22 protein-coding genes, 1 tRNA gene and 1 rRNA gene are annotated in these 21,912 nt (G+C 65.8%); 13 read left to right on the top strand and 11 right to left on the bottom strand.

Annotation, left to right across the window (positions count from 1 at the left end):
- Nucleotides 1–65 (bottom strand): 16S ribosomal RNA (locus QPK29_RS28265); the annotation flags it as partial.
- A gap of 383 nt (nucleotides 66–448) precedes the next feature.
- Nucleotides 449–1,225: an enoyl-CoA hydratase gene (locus tag QPK29_RS28270; protein WP_160406459.1), complete on the bottom strand. Its 777-nt coding sequence runs from the start codon at nucleotides 1,223–1,225 to the stop codon at nucleotides 449–451.
- 91 nt (nucleotides 1,226–1,316) lie between these two features.
- On the opposite strand from QPK29_RS28270, the gene QPK29_RS28275 reads away from it, so the two are divergent.
- Entirely contained in the window at nucleotides 1,317–2,570 is a 1,254-nt protein-coding gene (locus QPK29_RS28275; protein ID WP_371771851.1) for an MFS transporter, read from the top strand.
- 3 nt (nucleotides 2,571–2,573) lie between these two features.
- On the opposite strand, the gene mltA is transcribed toward QPK29_RS28275, so the two are convergent.
- The gene (gene mltA / locus QPK29_RS28280) at nucleotides 2,574–3,785 is read right to left on the bottom strand and encodes a murein transglycosylase A (RefSeq protein WP_371771850.1); all 1,212 of its coding nucleotides are present in this window, start codon (nucleotides 3,783–3,785) and stop codon (nucleotides 2,574–2,576) included.
- A gap of 22 nt (nucleotides 3,786–3,807) precedes the next feature.
- Here mltA and QPK29_RS28285 point away from each other — a divergent pair, with 22 nt between their 5' ends.
- Nucleotides 3,808–3,936 (top strand): hypothetical protein, encoded by a 129-nt coding sequence (locus QPK29_RS28285; protein ID WP_267873821.1) that lies wholly within the window; start codon nucleotides 3,808–3,810, stop codon nucleotides 3,934–3,936.
- Here the strand turns inward: QPK29_RS28285 and apaG are convergent, their stop codons facing one another.
- A complete protein-coding gene (apaG, locus tag QPK29_RS28290; protein ID WP_056129374.1) occupies nucleotides 3,937–4,311 on the bottom strand; it encodes a Co2+/Mg2+ efflux protein ApaG in 375 nt (124 codons plus the stop codon). It abuts the gene before it with no gap.
- A 114-nt stretch (nucleotides 4,312–4,425) separates the two neighbouring features.
- Here apaG and rpe point away from each other — a divergent pair, with 114 nt between their 5' ends.
- The 10 genes from rpe (at nucleotide 4,426) to QPK29_RS28340 (ending at nucleotide 13,524) form a co-directional block, all read left to right on the top strand.
- Complete coding sequence (gene rpe, locus QPK29_RS28295) at nucleotides 4,426–5,106, top strand: ribulose-phosphate 3-epimerase (protein WP_056129371.1); 681 nt, start codon at nucleotides 4,426–4,428, stop codon at nucleotides 5,104–5,106.
- Nucleotides 5,106–5,804, top strand: coding sequence for a phosphoglycolate phosphatase (locus tag QPK29_RS28300; RefSeq protein ID WP_371771849.1), 699 nt, complete (start codon nucleotides 5,106–5,108; stop codon nucleotides 5,802–5,804). The genes rpe and QPK29_RS28300 overlap by 1 nt, the downstream gene beginning before the upstream one ends.
- A gap of 207 nt (nucleotides 5,805–6,011) precedes the next feature.
- Nucleotides 6,012–7,508, top strand: a complete 1,497-nt coding sequence (gene trpE, locus QPK29_RS28305) for an anthranilate synthase component I (protein WP_056129359.1) — start codon at nucleotides 6,012–6,014, stop codon at nucleotides 7,506–7,508.
- A gap of 1 nt (nucleotide 7,509) precedes the next feature.
- Nucleotides 7,510–8,079: an anthranilate synthase component II gene (locus QPK29_RS28310; protein ID WP_371771848.1), complete on the top strand. Its 570-nt coding sequence runs from the start codon at nucleotides 7,510–7,512 to the stop codon at nucleotides 8,077–8,079.
- 18 nt (nucleotides 8,080–8,097) lie between these two features.
- Nucleotides 8,098–9,132, top strand: a complete 1,035-nt coding sequence (trpD, locus tag QPK29_RS28315; protein WP_371771847.1) for an anthranilate phosphoribosyltransferase — start codon at nucleotides 8,098–8,100, stop codon at nucleotides 9,130–9,132.
- Between the two features lie 4 nt (nucleotides 9,133–9,136).
- A complete protein-coding gene (locus QPK29_RS28320) occupies nucleotides 9,137–9,772 on the top strand; it encodes a LysE family translocator (protein WP_371771846.1) in 636 nt (211 codons plus the stop codon).
- Between the two features lie 5 nt (nucleotides 9,773–9,777).
- The gene (gene trpC, locus QPK29_RS28325) at nucleotides 9,778–10,578 is read left to right on the top strand and encodes an indole-3-glycerol phosphate synthase TrpC (protein ID WP_371771845.1); all 801 of its coding nucleotides are present in this window, start codon (nucleotides 9,778–9,780) and stop codon (nucleotides 10,576–10,578) included.
- A gap of 12 nt (nucleotides 10,579–10,590) precedes the next feature.
- Nucleotides 10,591–11,076 carry a TonB family protein gene (locus QPK29_RS28330; protein ID WP_371771844.1) on the top strand — a complete coding sequence of 162 codons (486 nt, stop codon included), beginning with the start codon at nucleotides 10,591–10,593 and terminating at the stop codon, nucleotides 11,074–11,076.
- Nucleotides 11,077–11,152: 76 nt separating this feature from the next.
- Nucleotides 11,153–11,959, top strand: a complete 807-nt coding sequence (locus tag QPK29_RS28335; RefSeq protein WP_056327941.1) for an alpha/beta fold hydrolase — start codon at nucleotides 11,153–11,155, stop codon at nucleotides 11,957–11,959.
- A 5-nt stretch (nucleotides 11,960–11,964) separates the two neighbouring features.
- A complete protein-coding gene (locus tag QPK29_RS28340; protein ID WP_371771843.1) occupies nucleotides 11,965–13,524 on the top strand; it encodes a hybrid sensor histidine kinase/response regulator in 1,560 nt (519 codons plus the stop codon).
- Here the strand turns inward: QPK29_RS28340 and QPK29_RS28345 are convergent.
- From QPK29_RS28345 to QPK29_RS28370, 6 genes are all read right to left on the bottom strand, one after another.
- A complete protein-coding gene (locus QPK29_RS28345) occupies nucleotides 13,521–15,350 on the bottom strand; it encodes a M61 family metallopeptidase (RefSeq protein ID WP_371771842.1) in 1,830 nt (609 codons plus the stop codon). The two genes, QPK29_RS28340 and QPK29_RS28345, sit on opposite strands and share 4 nt — an antisense overlap.
- A gap of 78 nt (nucleotides 15,351–15,428) precedes the next feature.
- Entirely contained in the window at nucleotides 15,429–16,007 is a 579-nt protein-coding gene (locus QPK29_RS28350; protein WP_371771852.1) for a nucleotidyltransferase family protein, read from the bottom strand.
- 2 nt (nucleotides 16,008–16,009) lie between these two features.
- Nucleotides 16,010–18,226: a xanthine dehydrogenase family protein molybdopterin-binding subunit gene (locus QPK29_RS28355; protein ID WP_371771841.1), complete on the bottom strand. Its 2,217-nt coding sequence runs from the start codon at nucleotides 18,224–18,226 to the stop codon at nucleotides 16,010–16,012.
- 10 nt (nucleotides 18,227–18,236) lie between these two features.
- Nucleotides 18,237–18,695 carry a (2Fe-2S)-binding protein gene (locus tag QPK29_RS28360; protein ID WP_056129321.1) on the bottom strand — a complete coding sequence of 153 codons (459 nt, stop codon included), beginning with the start codon at nucleotides 18,693–18,695 and terminating at the stop codon, nucleotides 18,237–18,239.
- A 66-nt stretch (nucleotides 18,696–18,761) separates the two neighbouring features.
- On the bottom strand, nucleotides 18,762–19,484 hold the full coding sequence (locus QPK29_RS28365; RefSeq protein WP_160406469.1) for a DsbC family protein: 723 nt from the start codon (nucleotides 19,482–19,484) through the stop codon (nucleotides 18,762–18,764).
- Nucleotides 19,485–19,511: 27 nt separating this feature from the next.
- Complete coding sequence (locus QPK29_RS28370) at nucleotides 19,512–20,750, bottom strand: FAD-dependent monooxygenase (protein ID WP_371771840.1); 1,239 nt, start codon at nucleotides 20,748–20,750, stop codon at nucleotides 19,512–19,514.
- 132 nt (nucleotides 20,751–20,882) lie between these two features.
- Here QPK29_RS28370 and QPK29_RS28375 point away from each other — a divergent pair.
- Nucleotides 20,883–20,958: transfer RNA gene (locus QPK29_RS28375), tRNA-Phe, on the top strand.
- 102 nt (nucleotides 20,959–21,060) lie between these two features.
- Here the strand turns inward: QPK29_RS28375 and QPK29_RS28380 are convergent.
- Entirely contained in the window at nucleotides 21,061–21,852 is a 792-nt protein-coding gene (locus QPK29_RS28380) for a PEP-CTERM sorting domain-containing protein (protein WP_371767899.1), read from the bottom strand.
- Nucleotides 21,853–21,912: the final 60 nt, after the last annotated feature.

Consider the following 21,912-nt stretch of genomic DNA (forward strand, 5'->3'; position numbering starts at 1 on the left):
TCGACTTGCATGTGTAAAGCATGCCGCCAGCGTTCAATCTGAGCCAGGATCAAACTCTTCAGTTTAATCTCTGTTTTGACACTTTCGTGTCATGTCGCTCACTCAAAATACTGACCGTCACTCATTGCTGAGCAACGTATTTCTTTTGCGTGAACATTTGATAATTTAAGCATTCAGCAGCCACTTACGCGACTGCTGGCACTTCATCAAACGCCCACACTTATCGACTGTTTATTGTTAAAGAACTGTATTCGGTACTGCCTTGCTGCGTTTGCGAATCGTTTTGTTCGTCAGCAGCAGAGAAGTGAGAGTATGCAGTGTTTCGCTTAACTCGTCAACCCCTCGCTGTTTCTGCAACACATTGAATTCTTTCGATTTCGTGCGCTGCAGAAGCAGGACGCGAACTATAGCAAACCCGTCCGCGCCCATGCAAGGGGCTGTGGAAAAATTACATCCCTTCGAAATTCGGCTTGCGCTTCTCCAGGAACGCCGCCATCCCCTCCTTCTGTGCCGGCGTGCCGAATCCGGCATGAAAGAAGCGGCGCTCGTAGCGCACGCCTTCGGTCAGCGTGGTCTCGAACGCGCGGTTGACCGCATCCTTGATCTGCATGGCCACCGACACCGGCATCGCCGCGATCGTCTCCGCCACTTCCAGCGCCACCGTCATCACGAGGTCGGCCGGCACGACGCGCGACACGAGACCCGTGCGCTCCGCTTCCGCCGCGTCGATCATGCGCGCCGTCAGCAGCATGTCCATGGCTTTCGACTTGCCGATCGCGCGCGGCAGGCGCTGCGTGCCGCCGGCGCCCGGGGTCACGCCGACCTTGATCTCCGGCTGGCCGAACTTGGCCGTCTCCGACGCGATCAGGAAGTCGCACATCATCGCCAGCTCGCAGCCGCCGCCCAGCGCATAGCCGGCGACGACGCCGATCACCGGCTTGCGCACATTGAGGATGTGTTCCCAGTTGCGGCCGATGTAATTACCGGGATACGTGTCGGCGTACGTGTAATTGGCCATCGCGGCGATGTCGGCGCCCGCGGCGAACACCTTGTCGCTGCCGGTCAGGATGATGACGTTGACGGCCGGGTCGGCGTCGAACTTGTACAGCGCGTCGCCCAGCTCGTTCATCATGTTGTCGTTGAGGGCGTTCAGCGCCTTCGGACGGTTCAGGCGGATCACGACCACCTTGTCGTGGTGTTCGATCAGCAGGTCAGAATATTCCATGGGACACCCCTTAATAAGATGAGCCCAGATTGTAGCGCCTGAACGACGAAAGTGACGTATACGGCAATCATGTCTTTGTTATCATCGGTGCGTGCCTCTCCTCCGCAACCTCGCCACCGACCGCCAGCTGCGCAACGCCGACTTTCGCCGTTTCTGGTTCAGCAGCACGCTGACCAATTTCGGCGCCCAGATCACGCTGCTGGCCCTCCCCATCTGCGCGGCCCTGCTGCTGCATGCGACGCCAGCCCAGATGGGCGCCCTGGCCGCCGTCGGCTCCCTGCCGTTCCTGCTGTTCTCGCTGCCGACGGGTGTCCTGCTCGACCGCAGCCGGCGCCTGCCCGTCATGCTGGCCAGCGATGCGATGGTCGCGCTGAGCCTCGCCAGCGTGCCGTTCGCGTGGTGGCAGGGGTGGCTCAGCGTGCACTGGCTGTATGCGGTGCAGTTCATGCTGGGGACCGGATTCGTCGTGGGCGGCAGCGCGGAGCAGATCTTCCTGACGTTCCTCGTGGGCCGCGATGGCCTGATCGATGCGCAATCGAAGCTGGGCGCGACGGAATCCGCCTCGCGCCTGCTCGGCCCCGGCATCGCGGGCCTGCTCGTGCAGGCGCTGGGGGCGCCCGTCGCGATCCTGTGCAACGTGGCCGGCTTTACGGTCTCGTTGTGGAATCTGCGCCGGATCCGCACGCGCGAGCCGCAGCCGCAGCCGCCCCAATCCCACGTGCTGCGCGACGTGGCCGAAGGATTGAAATTCGTGTGGAGCCAGCCGGTACTGCGGCTGCTCGCATGGACGTCCGCTTGCTGGCACCTGCTGTTCTATGGCTACACGGCGCTGTACGTGCTGTTCGCCACGCGCGTACTGGGGATGTCGCCGGGCCTGATGGGCACGTCGCAGATGCTGGGCGGCGCCGGCGTGCTGCTCAGTTCACTGATGCTGAAACCGCTGACGCGCCGCTTCGGCTCCGGCGGCGCCATCGCCACGGGCCTGTGCATCTCGTGCCTCGGCTTCATGCTGATGCCGACGATCCCGCGCGACCTGCTGGGCAACCGCGCCGCCACCGCGGCCGCCTATGCCGGCGTCGTGTTCTGCCTCGATTGCGGCGGCACCCTGTTCTTCCTGCCCTATCTCGCGCTGCGCCAGCGCGTCACGCCCGATGCGCTGCTGGGCCGGATGACGTCGACGATGCGCTTCATGACCGTGGCCATGGCCCCGGTCGGCGCGGCCGGTGCCGGTGCGCTGGCCGAACGGCTCGGCGTGCGCGGCGGCCTGACGGTCGTCGCGGCGGGCGCCCTGCTGCTGACCCTCACCACGTTGTTCGGCACCCGTCTGCACCGGATACGGCAATAAGCCTCAGTTACCCGGTCGCGGCAGCAGCGCCCAGATCTGCCCGCGCTGCTTCATGCGGCCCGCGTTGTCGGCCGCCTGGCCGCCGAAGCCGAAGAAGAAGTCCGCGCGCACGGCCCCCTTGATGGCGCCGCCCGTGTCCTGCGCCATCACGAGGCGCTGCAGCGGCACGTCGTCCGCCGGCTCCGTCGTCGACAGGAACAGTGGCGCGCCGAGCGGGATGAAGGCCGGATCGACGGCGACGGAGCGTGTGGGCGTCAGCGGCACGCCCAGGGCGCCCTTCGGGCCGACGTTCGGATCGGGCAGGCGCTCCTCGCGGAAGAACACGTAGCTCGGGTTGACGTTGAGGAGCTCCTGGCGGCGCTCCGGATGCACGGCGATCCACGCCTTGATGCCCTGCGCCGTCGCCTCGCCCGGCGCGAGTTCCTTCTGGTCGATCAGCCAGCGGCCGATCGCCTTGTACGGATGGCCGTTCTGGTCGGCGTAGGCGATGCGCACGGTGTCGCCGTCGTCCAGCTGCACGCGGCCGGAGCCCTGCACTTCGAGGAAGAACGCCTCCACGGGATCGTCGACCCACACCAGCTCCTTGCCCGGGATGCGCGCGCGCTCGATGTCGGCGCGCGTGGCGTACGGGACGACGGTCTTGCCGACGAGGCGTCCGCGCAGCCGCATGCCCTTCAGGCTCGGGTAGACGCTCGCCAGGTTCACGGTGATCAGGTCGTCCGGCACTTTATAGAGCGGCGTCTGGTACGCACCGCCGCGCTCGCGGGCGCCGCGCAGCATCGGCTCATAGTAGCCCGTGATCAGGCCCGCGTCCGCGCCGTCGGGGGCGCGCACGAGGTTCGGCACGAAATACGTCTCGAAGAACTGGCGGATGGCCGTGCCGTCGCCGGGATCGACCGATTTACCCGCCGCGCACGGCGCCTTCCAGTCCGGCTTCGCGCCCAGCGCGCGGCAGGACGCCTGGAACGCGGGCCAGGCCTGGCGCAGGTCGTCCTGCTGCCAGCCCGGCAACGCATCGAACGTGACGGGCGTGAACAGGGGCGCGGGCGGCGGCGGCTGTTGCGGCTGCGCCGGCGGCTGGGTCGGCGGCACCGGCACGGGTCCGACGGGCGGCGGCAGCTTGATGGGCGGCTGCGGGGGCGGCGTCGTGGTACATGCCGCCAGCAAGGCGACGAGGGTCAATAAAGCGGGTACACTGCGGCGTGTCGAAAACATATGGGATGACAACGGAATGTGGATGCTGATGTTGGAGGCCGGCGTGGCCTTGTTCCTGCTGGTGTTCATCGTCTGGTGGACGATGTTCTCGGGCCGCAAGCCCGAGCAGAAGCCGTCCTCGACCAGGAAGAACGATACGCCCGAGATCTGATCAGTGCAACGCGTGCGGCAGCGACAGCACGAACTCGGGAATCTTGACTTCGAAACGGTGGCCGTCCTCGGCGACGAAGAAATACTCGCCGACCATCGAACCCTGCGGCGTTTCCATCTGGGTGCCGCTCGTGTATTCGAACTGTTCGCCCGGCTGCAGCAGCGGCTGGTGGCCGACGACGCCCAGGCCCCGTACTTCCTGCACCTTGTTGTTGGCGTCCGTGATCACCCAGTGGCGCGAAATCAGCTGGGCCGCGACGGTGCCCGTGTTCTTGATCGTGATGGTGTAGGTGAACACGTGCTGCGTCCGCTCCGGGTGGGATTGCTCCGGCAGGTATTGGGTCCTGACGGTGATCTCGAAATCGTAGGCGGGCATCGGTGTTCCTTGTTTGATTGGCAAAAGAGCGCGTGGCCAACATGATACAACGTCGGCCGAAAGCACGGCGTCGGCGTACAATGCTGGCTTTGTCTTAAGCAACCCCGGCCCACCATGACCACCTACCGCATCGCTCCCAGCATCCTGTCCGCCGACTTTGCCCGCCTGGGCGAGGAAGTGCGCAATGTCGTCGCCGCCGGCGCCGACATCATCCACTTCGACGTGATGGACAACCATTATGTCCCGAACCTCACCATCGGCCCGCTGGTGTGCCAGGCCATCCGTCCGCATGTGCAGGTGCCGATCGACGTCCACCTGATGGTCAAGCCGGTCGACCGCATCATCCCCGATTTCGCCAAGGCCGGCGCCGACATCATCACCTTCCACCCGGAAGCGTCGGAACACGTCGACCGCACGCTGCAGCTCATCCGCGACAACGGCTGCAAGGCCGGCCTCGTGTTCAACCCGGGCACCCCGCTGCACCACCTGGAACACGTGATGGACAAGATCGACATGATCCTCATCATGTCCGTCAACCCGGGCTTCGGCGGCCAGTCGTTCATCCCGGAAGCGCTGAAGAAGATCGCGCTCGCGCGCCGCATGATCGATGAATCGGGCCGCGACATCATGCTGGAGGTCGACGGCGGCATCAAGGCCGACAACATCGCCGCTGCCGCCGCAGCCGGCGCCGACACGTTCGTGGCCGGTTCCGCCATCTTCGGCAAGCCGGACTACAAGGCCGTCATCGACGCGATGCGCGCCGAACTGGCCACCGTCGCGAAGAAGGCTGCGTAATGAAAAGCGGCGCTGCGGCGATCCGGGCCGCCATCATCGACCTGGACGGCACGATGCTGCACACCGTGCCGGATTTCGAGCTCGCGCTGAACGGCATGCGCGCGGAATTCGGCCTGGCGCCGATCACCCAGCAGATCATCGAGCCGATGGTCGGCAAGGGCTCGGAAAAGCTGATCCGCGACGTGCTGGCCCGCGACTTCGACACGGATCGCATCGACGCCGTGTTCAACGACGCGATGGCCGCCTACCAGCGCCACTACCTCGCCATCAACGGCGAACGCGCGACGCTGTATCCGCACGTGATCGAAGGCCTGCAGGCCCTGAAGGACCTGGGTCTGCGCCTCGCGTGCGTGACCAACAAGCCCGTCGCGTTCACCCAGCCGCTGCTGGCGAAGAAAGGTCTCACGCCGTACTTCGAACTGGTGTACGGCGGCGACTCGTTCCCGCGCAAGAAGCCGGATCCGATGCCGCTGCTGCAGGTGTGCCGCGACTTCGACGTGGAGCCGGCGCGCGTGGTCGCGATCGGCGACTCCAGCAACGACGCCGAAGCGGCGCGCGCGGCCGGGTGTTTCGTGTTGTCGGTCCCGTATGGCTACAACCACGGAAAACCTGTGCAAAGTATTAATTCCGATGGTATAGTTGGTTCGCTACTTGAAGCGGCTGAACTGATCAGCGCTCATAACAAAGCCAACTCCTAAACCATCTACTCCATGTTTTTCGCCAAAAAACACATCGTCAACCCAACCGGTGCCCATGAGGCCTGGCTGTGGCGACGCTGGCAATCCTGGTCCATCTGACCCAAGCTGATTGCTGCCGGTGCACGCCCTGTGCACATAGATACCGGCAGGTTTTTTTGAAGAAATCGCCGCCCGTTCCCCTTCCCTGCGGGCGGCCCGGAGAAAAGCATGACCGAACTCGAATTCAAATCGCTCGCCACGCAAGGCTATAACCGTATTCCCCTGATCGCGGAAGCATTTGCCGATCTCGAAACCCCGCTCACCTTGTACCTGAAGCTGGCCCAGAGCCAGGACGCCGGCAAGAACACGTTCCTGCTCGAGTCCGTGGTCGGTGGCGAACGCTTCGGCCGCTACTCCTTCATCGGCCTGCCGGCCAGGACGCTGCTGCGCACGCGCGGCAACGTCACGACGGTCGAGAAGAACGGGGAAGTCATCGAGACGCACGAAGGCAATCCGCTCGACTTCATCGAGGCCTATCAATCGCGCTTCAAGGTCGCGCTGCGCCCGGGTCTGCCCCGCTTCTGCGGCGGCCTGGCCGGCTACTTCGGCTACGACACCGTGCGCCACATCGAGAAGAAGCTGGCGCACACGGCGCCGCGCGACGAACTGGACCTGCCGGAAATCCAGCTGATGGTGACGGAAGAGCTGGCGGTGATCGACAACCTGTCGGGCAAGCTGTACCTGATCGTGTATGCCGATCCGTCCCAGCCCGAGGCCTATAACAAGGCCCGCCAGCGCCTGAAGGACTTGCGCGTGATGCTGCGCCGGAGCGTGGACGCACCGGTGACGTCGAGCTCCGTACGGACCGAGGCCGTGCGCGACTTCAGCAAGGAAGACTACCTGAAGGCCGTCGCGGTCGCGAAGGAATACGTGATGGCGGGAGACCTGATGCAGGTCCAGATCGGCCAGCGCATCCGCAAGCCGTACGTGGATTCGCCGCTGTCGCTGTACCGCTCCCTGCGCTCGCTGAACCCGTCGCCGTACATGTATTACTACAACTTCGGCGACATGCAGATCGTGGGTTCGTCGCCCGAGATCCTGGTGCGCAACGAGAAGGACGCCGACGGCGGCCGCAAGGTGACGCTGCGCCCGATCGCCGGCACCCGCCCGCGCGGTTCGACGCCGGAACGCGACGCCGAGCTGGCGCACGAACTCCTGAACGATCCGAAGGAAGTGGCGGAACACGTGATGCTGATCGACCTGGCGCGCAACGACATCGGCCGCATCGCCACGACCGGCAGCGTCAAGGTCACGGACCAGATGGTCATCGAGAAGTACTCGCACGTGCAGCACATCGTCTCCAACGTGGAAGGCACGCTGAAGGACGGCATGTCGAACCTGGACGTGCTGCGCGCTACCTTCCCGGCCGGCACCTTGACGGGTGCGCCGAAGGTGCGCGCGATGGAAATCATCGACGAACTCGAGCCCGTGATGCGCGGCATCTACGGCGGCGCCTGCGGTTATCTCTCCTTCGGCGGCGAGATGGACGTGGCGATCGCGATCCGCACGGGCGTGATCAAGGACGGCAACCTGTACGTGCAGGCGTCGGCGGGCATCGTCGCGGATTCCATTCCCGAGATGGAATGGCTGGAAACGGAACACAAGGCGCGCGCCGTGCTGCGCGCGGCCGAGCAAGTGCAAGACGGACTGGATGGGGAGATCTGACATGCTGCTCATGATCGACAACTACGACTCGTTCACCTACAACATCGTGCAGTACTTCGGTGAGCTGGGCGAGGAAGTGCGCACCGTGCGCAACGACGAGATCACCCTGGAAGAGATCGCGGCCCTGGACCCGGACCGCATCTGCATCTCGCCGGGCCCGAAGTCGCCGAAGGATGCCGGCGTGTCGGTGGACGTGCTGCGCGAATTCAAAGGGAAGAAGCCGATCCTCGGCGTGTGCCTGGGCCACCAGGCCATCGGCGAAGCGTTCGGCGGCAAGATCATCCGCGCCAAGCAGGTCATGCACGGCAAGACGTCGAAGATCGCGCACATCGGCGAAGGCGTGTTCAAGGGCCTGCCGAGCCCCTTCACGGTGATCCGCTACCACTCGCTGGCGATCGAGCGCGCGTCGCTGCCCGCGTGCCTGGAAGTGACGGCGTGGACGGACGATGGCGAGATCATGGGCGTGCGCCACAAGGAATTCGACATCGAGGGCGTGCAGTTCCACCCCGAGTCGATCCTGTCGGAGCACGGGCATGCGATGCTGAAGAACTTCCTCGAACGCACCGCCTGACCGATTGAAAGACCTGCCATGATCACCCCACAAGAAGCCCTCCTCCGCTGCATCGAGCACCGTGAAATCTTCCACGACGAGATGCTGCACCTGTTCCGCCAGATCATGTCCGGCGAAATCTCGCCGACGATGGTCGCCGCGCTGACCATGGGCCTGCGCGTGAAGAAAGAAACCATCGGCGAAATCACCGCCGCGGCGCAGGTGATGCGCGAATTCTCCACCAAGGTCCCGATGGCCGACACGACGCACCTCGTCGACATCGTCGGCACCGGCGGCGACGGCGCGCACACCTTCAATATCTCGACCGCGTCGATGTTCGTCGCCGCCGCCGCGGGCGCGCGCGTCGCGAAGCACGGCGGGCGCAGCGTGTCGTCGTCGTCCGGCAGCGCGGACGTCATCGAATCGCTGGGCGCGCACATCGACCTGAAGCCCGAGCAGATCGCCCAGTCGATCGCGCAGACGGGCATCGGCTTCATGTTCGCCCCGAACCACCACGCCGCCATGAAGAACGTGGCCGCCGTGCGCCGCGAGATGGGCGTGCGCAGCATCTTCAACATCCTCGGGCCGCTGACGAATCCGGCCGGCGCGCCGAACATCCTGATGGGCGTGTTCCACCCGGACCTCGTCGGCATCCAGGTACGCGTGCTGCAGCGTCTCGGCGCCCAGCATGCGCTCGTCGTCTGGGGCCGCGACAACATGGACGAAGTCTCGCTCGGCGCCGGCACGATGGTCGGTGAACTCGTCAACGGCGAAATCCGCGAATACGAGATCCACCCGGAAGACTACGGCCTCGCGATGATCGCCAGCCGCAACCTGAAAGTGGCCGACGCCACCGAATCGAAGGCGCGCATCATGGAAGCGCTGCGCGGAGAAGCGGGTCCGGCGCACGACATCGTGGCGCTGAACGCGGGCACGGCGTTGTACGCGGCTGGCGTGGCGGCATCCATCGAGGACGGCCTGCAGCGCGCGCGCACCGCCATCGCGTCGGGTGCGGCGCTGGCGAAGCTCGACCAGTTCGTGAGCGTCACGCGCCAGCTCGGCGCGGCGAGCTGACATCATGTTCGGCATCCACGACCTCGCGCTGTTCGTCGTGTCCGGCCTGCTGCTGAACATCATGCCGGGCCCGGACTCCCTGCTCATCATGACGCGCAGCGCGACGCAGGGCTGGCGCGCCGGCAGCGCGGCGGCCCTCGGCATCGGCACGGGCACCTTCGTGCACATTGTCGCGGCGGCCCTCGGTCTGTCGGCGATCCTAGCGACGTCCGCGGCCGCATTCACCGTCGTCAAGCTGGCGGGCGCCGCGTACATCCTGTACCTCGCTGTCGGCATGCTGCTCAGCAAGCGCGGCGACGGCGTCGAAAAGCCGCTCACCGTCACCCCGCTGCCCCTGCGCCGCATCTACGCGCAAGGCATCCTGACGAACGTGCTGAATCCGAAGGTGGCACTGTTCTTCCTCGCCTTCGTCCCGCAATTCATAGCCGCGAACGCGCCGCACAAGGCGGCCGCATTCCTGATCCTGGGCGCCATCTTCAACATCAACGGCATGTTGTGGTGCCATGCGCTGGCGCTGTTCACCGCGCAGGCACGCGCCCGTCTGAAACTGAATCCCGCCGTCACGCAATGGCTCAACCGCGCCACCGGCGGCCTGTTCGTCTGGCTCGGCGTCAAGCTGGCGCTGGCGAAACAACACTGAATACCATGTCCGATATCCTGAACAAGATCCTCGACGTCAAAGCCACGGAAGTCGCCGCGGCCAAGCAGCAGCGCGATTTCAACAGCCTGCGCCGCGACGTCGAAAGCGATGCCGCCCTGCGCGCCGACCTGCGCGGCTTCGAGGCCAGCCTGCGCCGCAGCATCGCCGCGGGCCGCGCCGGCGTGATCGCGGAAGTGAAAAAGGCGTCGCCGTCGAAAGGCGTGATCCGGGCCGACTTCCGTCCGGCCGAGATCGCCCGGAGCTATGCCGCGGGCGGCGCATCGTGCCTGTCCGTCCTGACCGACGTGCAATTCTTCCAGGGCTCGCCCGAGTACCTGAAGCAGGCGCGCGCCGCGTGCGACCTGCCCGTGATCCGCAAGGATTTCATCATCGACCCTTACCAGGTATACGAAGCCCGCGCGATGGGTGCGGACGCGATTCTGCTGATCGTCGCTGCGCTGGATCATGGCCTGATGGCGGAACTGGAAGCGTGTGCGCAGGAACTCGGCATGGACGTGCTGGTCGAAGTTCATGACGGCGACGAACTGGAGGCGGCCCTGAAGCTCAAGACGCGCCTGCTGGGCATCAACAACCGCAACCTGCGCACCTTCGAGGTCACGCTCGACACGACCATCGGCCTGCTGCCGCGCATTCCGGCGGAACGGCTCGTGGTCACGGAGTCCGCGATCCTGGCGCCCGCCGACGTCAAGCGCATGCGCGACGCCAACGTGCATGCTTTCCTGGTGGGCGAAGCGTTCATGCGCGCGCCCGATCCCGGCACGGAACTTAAACGCTTATTTGAGTAGTAATCGACTGCCATGAACCCGATCATCCGCCCAGGCCTCGTTCTCATCATCTCGATCGCAGGCCTGGGCGGATGCTCGAGCGTCAGGACGGCCACCGAGGCCGTCACCTCTTCCGTCGGACGTATCTTCCATCCTGCCCCGCCGACGGCGCCCGCGCCCGCGGGCCTGGACGACTACAAGACCCAGGTCGCGCGCCACGTGGCCGACCACAATCCCGAACGCGCCTACATGGGCACCCTGCCGCCCATGCTGCCGGCCATCGTCGTGCTCGAGATCACGGTCGACCGCGACGGCCAGCTGGCGGACGTGGCCGTGCAGCGCTCGCGCAATCCCAATGCGTCCGAGATCGCGCTGGCGTCCGTGCGGCGCAGTTCGCCGCTGCCGCCCCCGCCGACAGGCCGGCTCACGTTCTCCGAAACCTTCCTGTTCGCGGACAGCGAGCGGTATCAGCTGCGCAGCCTGGCGGGGCCGCAGGCGTCGGAATACACGTCGCCGTGACGATGCGCCACGGGTGCGCCTGCTCGGCAATATCCGATCTATAATCATTCGTTACATTTTTACACATTTCATATTCATGTCGACAATACAGCGCAGGAACAATGTCCGGCTGGCCGGCACCGGCCCGGCGACGATGGTGTTTGCCCACGGCTTCGGCTGCGACCAGACCATGTGGCGGTTCCTGGCGCCGGCGTACGAGGATCGCTTCCGCACGATCGCGTTCGACCTGGTCGGCAGCGGGGGGTCCGACCTGTCCGCGTACGACCGCGACAAGTACGGCACCCTGCACGGCTACGCGGACGACCTGCTCGAGATCGTCGACGAATGCGCGACCGGTCCCGTCATCTTCGTCGGCCATTCCGTCAGCACGATGATCGGCCTGCTGGCCACGATCAAGGCGCCGGAAAAATTCGTCGCGCAGGTCATGGTGGGCCCGTCGCCCTGCTACATCAACGACGGCGACTACGTCGGCGGGTTCAGCCGGGAAGACATCGACGAGCTGCTCGAGACAATGGACGCCAATTACCTCGGCTGGTCGAGCAGTTTGGCGCCCGCAATCATGGGCGTGCCCGACCGTCCGGAACTGCGCACGGAGCTGACCGAGAGCTTTTGCCGCAACGATCCCGAGATCGCCAAGCATTTCGCCCGCGTGACGTTCCTGTCCGACCACCGCGCGGACGTGCCCCGTTCGACCGTGCCGGCATTGATCCTGCAATGCAGCGACGACCTCGTTGCGCCCCGTGCCGTCGGCGACTTCCTGCACCGGCACCTGCCGGACAGCGTCCTGCACGTCATCGAGAACGTCGGTCATTGTCCGCACATGAGCGCACCCACGGAAAGCTCGCGCGCCATCGACAACTTCCTCGCGCACGCACTGCGCTGACATCCGTGCCGACCGCGCCCTCCGGCGACCTCCTGTTCGACCACGCCGCCTGCGCGCTGCTGCTGACGGCGGGCGACGGCGTGATCCTGAAGGCGAACAGCATGGCGTGCACGTGGCTCGGCCATGCGGAGGAGGAACTCGTCGGCAAGGTGCGCATGCAGGATCTGCTTCCGGTGGGCGCCCGTCTGTTCTACCACACGCATTGCCAGCCGATCCTGCAGGTGCAGGGCTCCGTGGCCGAGATCCAGGTCGACCTGCGCAACAAGCGCCAGGAGCGCCTGCCCATGCTGATCAACATCAGCCGCCGCCAGGAAGCGGACGGCATGATCGACCACTGGGCCCTGTTCAAGGCGTCCGACCGGCGCGCGTACGAACGCGAACTGCTGGCGGCCCGCAAGGCGGCGGAAGCGGCGCTGGACGCGCGCCGCAGCGCCGAGGAGGAATTGCAAAAGCTGAATGCGCAGCTGTCGGCCGCGGACCGGCGCAAGGACGAATTCCTCGCGACCCTGTCGCATGAACTGCGCAACCCGCTCGCGCCGATGCGCAGCGCGCTCGACGTCCTCAAGCTGAAGTTCGGCCACGGCACGGACAACCGCCTGCTGCAGGCGTTCGACCGGCAGATGCGCCACATGACGCGCCTCGTCGACGACCTGATGGAAGTCTCGCGCATCACACAGGGCCGCATGCAGCTGCAACGCGCGCCGGTGGAATTGTCGGCCCTCGTGCAGGGCGCGGCACACGACCTCGCCGCGACGATGGAAGCGGCGCGCCACACGCTGCGCGTCTCCATCGCCGAACCGCCCGTGATCGTGGACGGCGATGCGACGCGCCTCGCGCAGGTCGTCATCAACCTGCTGACCAATGCCGCCAAGTACACGCCGGACGGCGGCACGATCGAACTGCACCTGTCGTGCGACGACGGCGTGGCCGAGATCCAGGTGCGCGACAACGGCATCGGCCTGCCCGCCTCGGCGCTCGCCACCGTCTTCGACATGTTCTCGCAACTCGAGCCGGCGCTCGAACGCTCGAAAGGCGGCCTCGGGATCGGCCTGGCGCTTGTGCGCGGGATCGTCGAACTGCACGGCGGCAGCGTGCATGCGGACAGCCCGGGACCGGGCCTGGGCAGCACGTTCACGATCCGGCTGCCGCTGGCGCAAGGCAGCGTGTGCGCGCCGTCGTTACAGGCGCCGTCCCGAACGGCGGCGCCGGCCCAGCTGCGCATCCTCGTCGTGGACGACAACGAGGACGCCGCCGAGACGCTGGCGATGACGCTGGAGCTGCACGGCTGCGAGGTAAGAACGGCGGCGACGGCCACCCGCGCGCTGGAGATGCTCCCCGGCTTCGCGCCCGCCGCGGCCCTGCTCGACATCGGCCTGCCGGACATGAACGGCTACGAACTGGCGCGCCGCGTGCGCCAGTTGCCCGCGGGGGCCGGCATCACGCTGGTCGCGACGACCGGGTGGGGCCAGCAGAAGGACCGCGAGCGCGCCTTCGCGGCCGGGTTCGACCGTCACCTCACCAAGCCGATCGATTTCGATCTCTTGCGATCCTATCTGCCGAATTAACTTGCGCTCGGCCGCTTCACCGCCGGCCCCTTGCGCGTGCCCGGCACCACAGAGATCTGCACGCACGGCACGCGGTCGCCCTGCAGGGTGACGTCGAACGCCATCAGCTCGTCGCGGCGGAACGCGTGCACGGTCACGGTGTCGCCCACACGGTAGCGCGCGAACAGCTGGTCCAGGTTGGACGGGTTGCCGTTCACGCGCAGGCTGTCGACGGCGATCAGGATGTCGCCGGCCGACAGGCCCGCCTGGTGCGCCGCGCCGCCTTCGTGCACCTGCGTCAGCTTGACGCCGGCGGCGTCGCGGCCGATGCCGGCGTCCAGCGACGGCTTGGCGTTCTTGCGCTCTTCGGTCACCTTCACGCTGAACGGCGCGTACAGCTTGGCCAGCGGGATGTCTTCCGTGCCGCGGATGTAGCGGTCGAAGATCGGCTTCGACCGCACGCCGCTCACCTCGTCGAACAGGCTTTCCACCTCCTGCTCCGTGACCCCGCGCCCACCTCCTTCCTTGCCTTTGTAGAAGTCGCGGCCGTAGCGGTCCCACAAGGCGAGCATGATGTCGTCCAGCGACTTCGCGCCTTCCGTCTTCGCGCGGATCGTCAGGTCGAACGCGAGGCCGACCAGCGAACCCTTGGTGTAATAACTGATGATCGCGTTCGGCGCATTCTCGTCCTGGCGGTAGTACTTGCTCCAGGCGTCGAAGCTGGAATCGGCGATGCTCTGCTTCGTGCGGCCCGTGCCGCGCAGGACGCTGCCGACGGTCTTGCCGAGCAGCTTGAAGTACGTGGCCTCGCTGATGATCCCGCTGCGCACGAGCATCAGGTCGTCGTAGTAGCTGGTGAAACCCTCGAACAGCCACAGCAGCGGCGTGTAGTTCTCGACCTGCAGGTCGTACGGCGCGAACCCGGCCGGCTTGATGCGCTTGACGTTCCAGGTGTGGAAGTACTCGTGGCTGCACAGCCCCAGGAACTTGATGTAGCCCTCGTTCGGCTCGGCCATCTTCGGCGCGGCCGTCGACGGCAGGTCCGTGCGCGCGCAGATCAGCGCCGTCGACGCGCGGTGTTCTAGGCCGCCGTAGCCGTCGCCGACGACCATCGTCAGGAACACGTAGCGGTCCATCGGCGCCTTCTTCGTCTTCGGCTCGAAGAACGCGATCTGCGTTTCGCAGATGGCTTTCAGGTCTTTTTCCAGGCGCGCCATGTCCAGGTTCGGCACGCGGCCCGTGATCACGATGTCGTGGCGCACGCCGTGCGCGGTAAAGCCGCCCAGCACGAAATCGCCCATCTCGACGGGGTGGTCGATCAGTTCATCGTAGTCGCCCGCGACATAGGTACCGAAGCCGTAGCGCTTCGCGCCCGCTTCCGGCAGCGACGTGGCCACGCGCCACGTGCGGGCGGCCGGGTCGCCCGGGCGCTGGATGTCGACCTGGTGCGGCCGTGTCTCCTGGCCCACGACGCGCAGGAACACGCTCGTGCCGTTGAAGAAGCCGTGGGTCTGGTCCAGGTGGGCGGCGCGCACCGACAGGTCCCACGCATACACCTCGTAATGCAAGGTCAGCGGCCCGGCGGCGGGCGCGGCCTGCCAGCTATGCTTGTCCAGCTTCGTGAGGCGGACCGCTTCCCCCCCGGCCTCGGCGCGGATGCGCACGATGTTGCGGGCGAACTCGCGGATCATGTAGCTGCCCGGGATCCAGGCCGGCAGCGCAAACACCTGCCCGTCCGGATGCGGCTCCGCCACGGTGACGGTGACGTTGAACAGGTGCCCGGCGAGGTCCTTCGGGACGATGGTGTACTGGATGGCCGGCGGCTGCTTCTGGGGTGCTTTTTTCATATGGCGTGAACAATCTCTCTCCGATGCGCCGTAGTGTAACGGCATTTTTCAGAAAAAAGGGTGTTCACACCGTTGGGCTTACGCTCCCGTCATGTCGCCCGGCAGGTCGATGTCGCGCAAGATCCCCGGGTCGTCGACCGGGATTTCCGTTACGGGAAAGGTGCGCAGCAGGCGCCGTGCCCCCTCGTCGCCGCGCAAGGCCAGCAATGCGTCCAGGTGGACGGCCCCGAAGCCGACCGGATTGCCGCGGCGCCCATCCATGACGGGCGCCGCGATGCCCGCCCCGGCCGCCAGCGCGTCGGCGAGGCGGCGCAGCGTGGCCGGATCCACCCAGGGCATGTCGCCCAGCGCCACGAGCCAGGCCTGCGGGTTCGCTGGCAGCGAATAGCGGATGGCATGCGTGAGCGAAGCCGCCATGCCGCTGTCGGCATCCGGGCACACGGTCACGTCGCATCCGAGCGCGGCCAGCCGCTCGGCCACGCCGGCGTCGAGCGGCGGCACGACGGCGACGACGCGCGGGACGGCGGCCAGCAGCTTGCGCGCGCTGGCCACGACGACGGGCTCACCGGCCAGCGGCTGCAGCAGCTTGTTGCGCTGCCCGGCGGGATCGAAACGGCGCCCCCGGCCGGCCGCCAACAAAATGCCGACCGGGGACACGCTCACGCCGCCGCCAGGTCGAACGGCAGCTTGCGCAGGCGCTTGCCGGTCAGCTTGAACACGGCATTGGCCAGCGCCGGCGCCAGCGGCGGCAGGCCCGGTTCGCCCATGCCCGTCGGCGGATCCTGGGACGGCACGATGAACACGTTCACCTGCGGCATGTCGTTCATGCGCGCCACCGTGTAGTCGCCGAAGTTCTGCTGTTCGACGACGCCGTCCTTCAGGGTGATGCGCGCACCCGGCAGGGTCGTGCCGAGGCCCATCAGCGCGGCACCCTGCACTTGCGCTTCGATGGACATCGGGTTGACGGGCAGGTTGCAATGCACGGCGGCCGTGACCTTGTGCACCTTCGGGCTGCCGTCGACGATCGACGCCTCGACGACGTAGGCGACGACCGTGTTGAACGACTCGTGCAGCGCGACGCCGTATGCGTGCCCTTTCGGCAGCGTCTTCTTGCCGTAGCCGGATTTCGCGACGGCGAGATCCAGCGCCGCATGATGGCGCGCATGCTTCGCGTCGATCAGCTTCTTGCGGTACGCGACCGGGTCCTGGCCGGCAGCATGGGCCGCCTCGTCGATCAGCGTCTCCATCACGAACGCCGTGTGGGTGGACCCGACGGAGCGCCACCACAGCACGGGCACGTTGGCTTTCACCGCATGCGCCGTCAGGTTCAGCGGCACGTCGTACGGCTCGCCCATGCCTTCGACCATCGTGGCGTCGACGCCGTTCTTGACCATCATCGGTTCGAACGGGGTGCCGCTGATGATCGACTGGCCGACGATCGTGTGGTCCCACGCGACGATGTTGCCGCCGGCGTCCAGGCCGATGTCCGCGCGGTGGATGTGCGACGGACGGTAGTAGCCGCCGCGGATGTCGTCCTCGCGGCTCCAGATCAGCTTCACCGGACCCGCATGGCCCGCCGCTTTGTAGGCCTTGGCGATGTTGACGGCTTCCACGATGAAGTCCGACGTCGGCACGGCGCGCCGGCCGAAGCCGCCGCCCGCCATCATCGTGTTCAGGGTGACCTGCCCGGGCTTCAGGCCGGACGTCGCGGCGGCAGCAAGCTGGTCGATGGTCTGGAATTGCGAGCCGACCCACAACGTGCACGCGTCGTCCTTCAGGTCGACCGTGCAGTTGATCGGTTCCATCGGCGCGTGCGCCAGGTACGGGAATTCGTAGACGGCCGAGATCTTTTTGGCCGCGCCCGCGAGCTTCGACGTATCGGCCTTGCGCGCGACGGCGCCCGGCGTCTTCGCCAGTTGCGCGAACTGCGCCAGCTGCCTGCCGCTGTCGACTTTTTCGACGGCGCTCGTGTCCCACTCGATGGCGAGCAGGTCGCGCGCCTGCTTGGCGGGCCAGTAGCCGTCGGCGACGACGGCCACGCCGCGGCCGCCCCGGTCCACCGGAATCTCCAGCACCGCGATCACGCCGCGCACGGCCTTGGCCTTCGATGCATCGAACTTCGCCACCTTCGCGCCGAACACGGGCGGGTGCGCGACGACGGCGACCTTGGTGCCGGCCGGCTTGACGTCGAGGCCGAACTGCTGGCGGCCCGTCGACTTGGCGCGGGCGTCCAGGCGCGGCATCGGCTTGCCGATGTAGCGGAACGCCTTCTGGTCCTTCAACGTGACGGTCTGCGGCACCGGCAGGGCCATCGCCGCTTCGGCCAGCGATCCATAGGTCGCCTTCTGGCCCGCCGGGCCGTAGACGACGCCCTTCGCCGTGCGGCACTGGGACGGATCCGCCTTCCATTGCTGCGCGGCCGCCTGGACCAGCATCGCGCGGGCGCGGGCGCCTATTTCGCGGTATTGCGTGAACGAGTGGGCGATGGTGCCCGAGCCGCCCGTCATCTGGATGCCGAAGGCCGGATCCTTGTACACGTCGGCGGCCGGCGCGAGCTCGCTGCGCACCTGGCTCCAGTCGGCGTCGAGTTCGTCCGCGATCACCATCGGCAGCGCCGTGTGCACGCCCTGGCCGAATTCGAGACGGTTGACCTGCACGGTCACCGTGTTGTCCGGCGCCACGCGCAGGAACGCGTTCGGGGCGTAGACGGTGGGCTTGGCGGCATCCGCGGCGCGGGCGAAGCGGCCGCCCGTCGGCAGCACGAAGCCCAGCACGAGACCACCGGTGGCAAGCGTGCCGGCCTTCAGGAACCCGCGGCGCGAGGTCGGGGCAAAGCGGCCAGCGGGAGCCACATGTTTCACCTGTTCGAATAGCATGCGGGCCTCCTTATGCCAGGGTTTTGGCGGCATCCTTGATGGCCGCGCGGATGCGTTGGTAGGTGCCGCAGCGGCAGATGTTGCCGCTCATGGCGTTGTCGATGTCGGTGTCGGTCGGCTTCTTGTTCACGCGCAGCAGGGCCGTGGCGCTCATCACCTGGCCGCTCTGGCAATAGCCGCACTGCGGGACGTCATGCTTGACCCACGCGTCCTGCACGGCCTTGCCGACCTTGTCGGATTCCATCGCTTCGATGGTCGTGATCTTGTGGCCCGCGGCGGCGGAGATCGGGGTGACGCAGGAGCGGATCGCCTGCCCGTCCAGGTGCACGGTGCAGGCGCCGCACAGGGCGGCGCCGCAGCCGAACTTGGTGCCGGTCATGTTCAGGTTGTCGCGCAGCGTCCACAGGATCGGCGTGGAGGGATCGGCGTCGACCTGGACGTCGCGCCCGTTGATGTTCAATGTGAGCATGTCTTCTCCCTTGTTTTGGCTTGTTGGTGTAGTCGTAAAAAACCCGGAGGTGCCGGGCTTTTCGTGTTACTGCTTGAGGGCGGCCAGTTTGGCCTCGAGCGTTTTCTGGTCGACGGCGCCCGGAATCCGGCTGCCGTCCGAGAAGAAGATCGCCGGCGTGCCGGTGATGTGCAGCTTCTGGCCCAGCGCCAGCACCTTCTCGTTCGGCGATTCGCAGCTCGCCGGCGCGGCCGGTGCCGGCTTGTTGTTGATCATCCAGTCATCCCAGGCCTTCGCGCGGTCCGGGGCGCACCAGACATTCTTCGATTTCTCGAACGAGTCCGGCGACAGGATGTTGTACAGGAACGTGTAGATCGTCACGTTGTCCATGTTCTTCAGCGTCGTCTGGCGCAAGCGCTTGCAGTAGCCGCAGTTCGGGTCTTCGAACACGGCGATCACGCGCTTGCCGTCGCCCTTGACCTGCTTGATGGCGTCGTTCAGCGGCAGGTCCGAGAACTTGATCTTGTTGACGTCGTCGATGCGCTCGCGGGTCAGGTCGCGCGTCGTCTTGGCATCGTAGACGTGGCCGATGATGAGGTATTCGCCTTTCTTGTCCGTGTACAGGATGTCACCGGCGACGCGCAGTTCGTACAGGCCGGCGTACGGCGTTTCCTTGATCGACTCGATCTTGGCGCCGCCAAGGCGCGGTTCGATCGCCTTCTTGATGTTCGCCTCGACCGAATTCTGCGCGCCGACGCACGACGTGATCAGGCCGGTCGCCAGCAGGACGGCGAGCTTCGTTTTACCCATGAATGAATTCCTTAAAGATGTGCCGCGTTACCTGCCCATCGCGTGGGCGATCAGCCGTCGCTTGACCAGAGGCAACTTATCCAGCAAGTTTAATCCTAAATTGCGAACGACGCGCACGGGCTCAAGATTTGCGCCGAACAGGCGCTCCAGGCCATCCGTGGCGAGTTGCATCAGCAATACGTCTTCCTTGCGCGCCCGCGCGTAGCGCGCCAGCAGGCGCTCGTCGCCGAGGCCCTGGTGGTCGTCGCGCGCGGCGAGCGTGTCGAGCAGCCCATTGATGTCGCCGAAGCCCAGGTTCATGCCGTGCCCGGCCAGCGGATGCACGGCGTGGGCCGCGTCGCCGATGAGCGCGACGCGCGGCGCCGTGATCGCGTGCGGGCGCACGAGCGCCAGCGGGATCGCCTTGACGTCTTCCGGCTGCAGCGGCTTCAGCAGGCCCAGCTTGTTCTCCGAATACTCGCCCAGGCGGATCGCCAGCTCGCCCAGCGATTCGTTCATGATCGTGTCCGCCAGCGTATCCGGCGCGGACCACACGAGCGACACTTTATTCCCCGGCAGCGGCAGCAGCGCGACGATGCCTTCCTTGCACGTAAACCATTGATAGGCGACGTTGTGATGCGGCTGTTCGCACGCAAAATTCGCCACGATGGCGCGCTGGTGGTACGAGCGGTAATCGATGCCGATGTCGCACTGCCCGCGCACCCAGGAATCGCGGCCGTCGGCGCCGACCAGCAGCTGGGCCGCGAGTACCTTGCCGTCTTCCAGCTCGACCTCGACGTCTTCCGCGCTGCTCACGATGCGGCAGGCGCGTCCCGTGACGGTCTCGACGTTCTGGGCGAAGCGCAGCGCCGCGTCGAGCGCCTGGTTCAGGTTGCTGTCCTCGACGATCCACGCGAGCGAGCCCGCATGGGCGCCGAACGCATCGAAGCCGAGATGGCCGCCCTGCTCCCCGTCGCCCCGCACGTCCATGGCGTCGACGGGCGCCACGCGCGCCATGTCGAGCGCGCCCCAGACTTTCAGCGACGACAATAACGTATGCGCCGTATGGTTGAGCGCGTACACGCGCACGTCCCACGGCTTTTCACCACCGGCCGGCGCTTCCGGTGCGTCCGGCCGCGCGGGCGGCACGAGCAAGGTGACGCTGTGCCCGGCCTGCGACAGGCCCAGGGCCGCCGTCTTGGCGATGGCGCCATTGCCAACGATGCAGATGTCGCTGCGGCGGTCGACGTTGCGATGATGTGCGGAGGAAGTGGTGTGTGTGCTCATGATGAACATTATAGACCTTCGCAGTGGCCTGCTTCCGGCGAACGGGACGGGCATATCGTCCTGGCCGTTGCCAAAAACTGCTCGACAGGTCTTGCGGCTTCGCAAACCCGTCGCTATAATCATGCCTCCTTTGGCCTGGTAGCTCAGTTGGTAGAGCAGAGGATTGAAAATCCTTGTGTCGGTGGTTCGATTCCGCCCCGGGCCACCAAAGTTTCAAGCGAAAACGCCGACCCTTGCAGGTCGGCGTTTTTGTTTTCAGGCTATCGATAATAAAACGCCATCCGCGGATGACGTTTTATTCATACCTGTTTTATTTAGCCTGCTTGCGACGGCGCGAACGCAGCATTGCGCCGGCACCCAGCAGCATCAGCGCGGCCGATGCCGGTTCCGGAACTTTCACCGGCGGGATAACCGCGCCAAAGCCGTCGATATAGGCGTAACCCGTGTGTGCGGACGGCTGGCAATCGGCAGCCAGAATCGACAGCGTGAAATCGTGGCCCGACAGCGACGAATCGATCGCGAGTTGTTCGATTTGCCAGGCCGAGGTATAAAACAGGTCGCCATTCATGGTGAAACGGCTGTCGACGCCGCCGCCGCCGTCGCCGGCATTGTAGACGCGATTGATCAGGACCGTACCCGTCGTATCGTCGGTCAGCGTGATCAGCAATTCGGCCGATTCATCGGCGGTGTGGCCGCCATTTTCCAGCACGGCTTTCCACGCGAAGAAGATATTCGATTCGGTGTAATTCGTCACTTTCTGGCTGAGGACCGATGCATTACCGCCGTCCGAAGTGTCTTCGACACGATACGAGTACTGGCCCGAATAAACGGTCGAACCCAGCAACGAGCCCAGCAACGGATCGACCGTGCCAGCGGCGTTGACGGCCGAGCGGGTTGCCGGCCCCGTGTACTTGCTGCCGCCCGGCAGGAAAGTGGCGGGCGACAGGCTCGCATTCAGCGTATCCCAACGATACCCTTCCCCAGTCGTCCAGCCGTTTGCATTGCCATCTTCAAAACCACCATTGATAAAGGCGCCGGCGTGTGCGGTACCGGTAACGGCGGTGAATGCGAGGGCAGCGGCCAGCGCGAATTTTAATTTCATCTCTGCGGTCCTTTCAAGTCAATAAGAGTTATAGGTGCGTTTAATGCACTGCAACACTTT

This window comes from Massilia orientalis (genome assembly GCF_030411975.2).
Classification (GTDB): Bacteria; Pseudomonadota; Gammaproteobacteria; order Burkholderiales; family Burkholderiaceae_D; genus Telluria; species Telluria orientalis.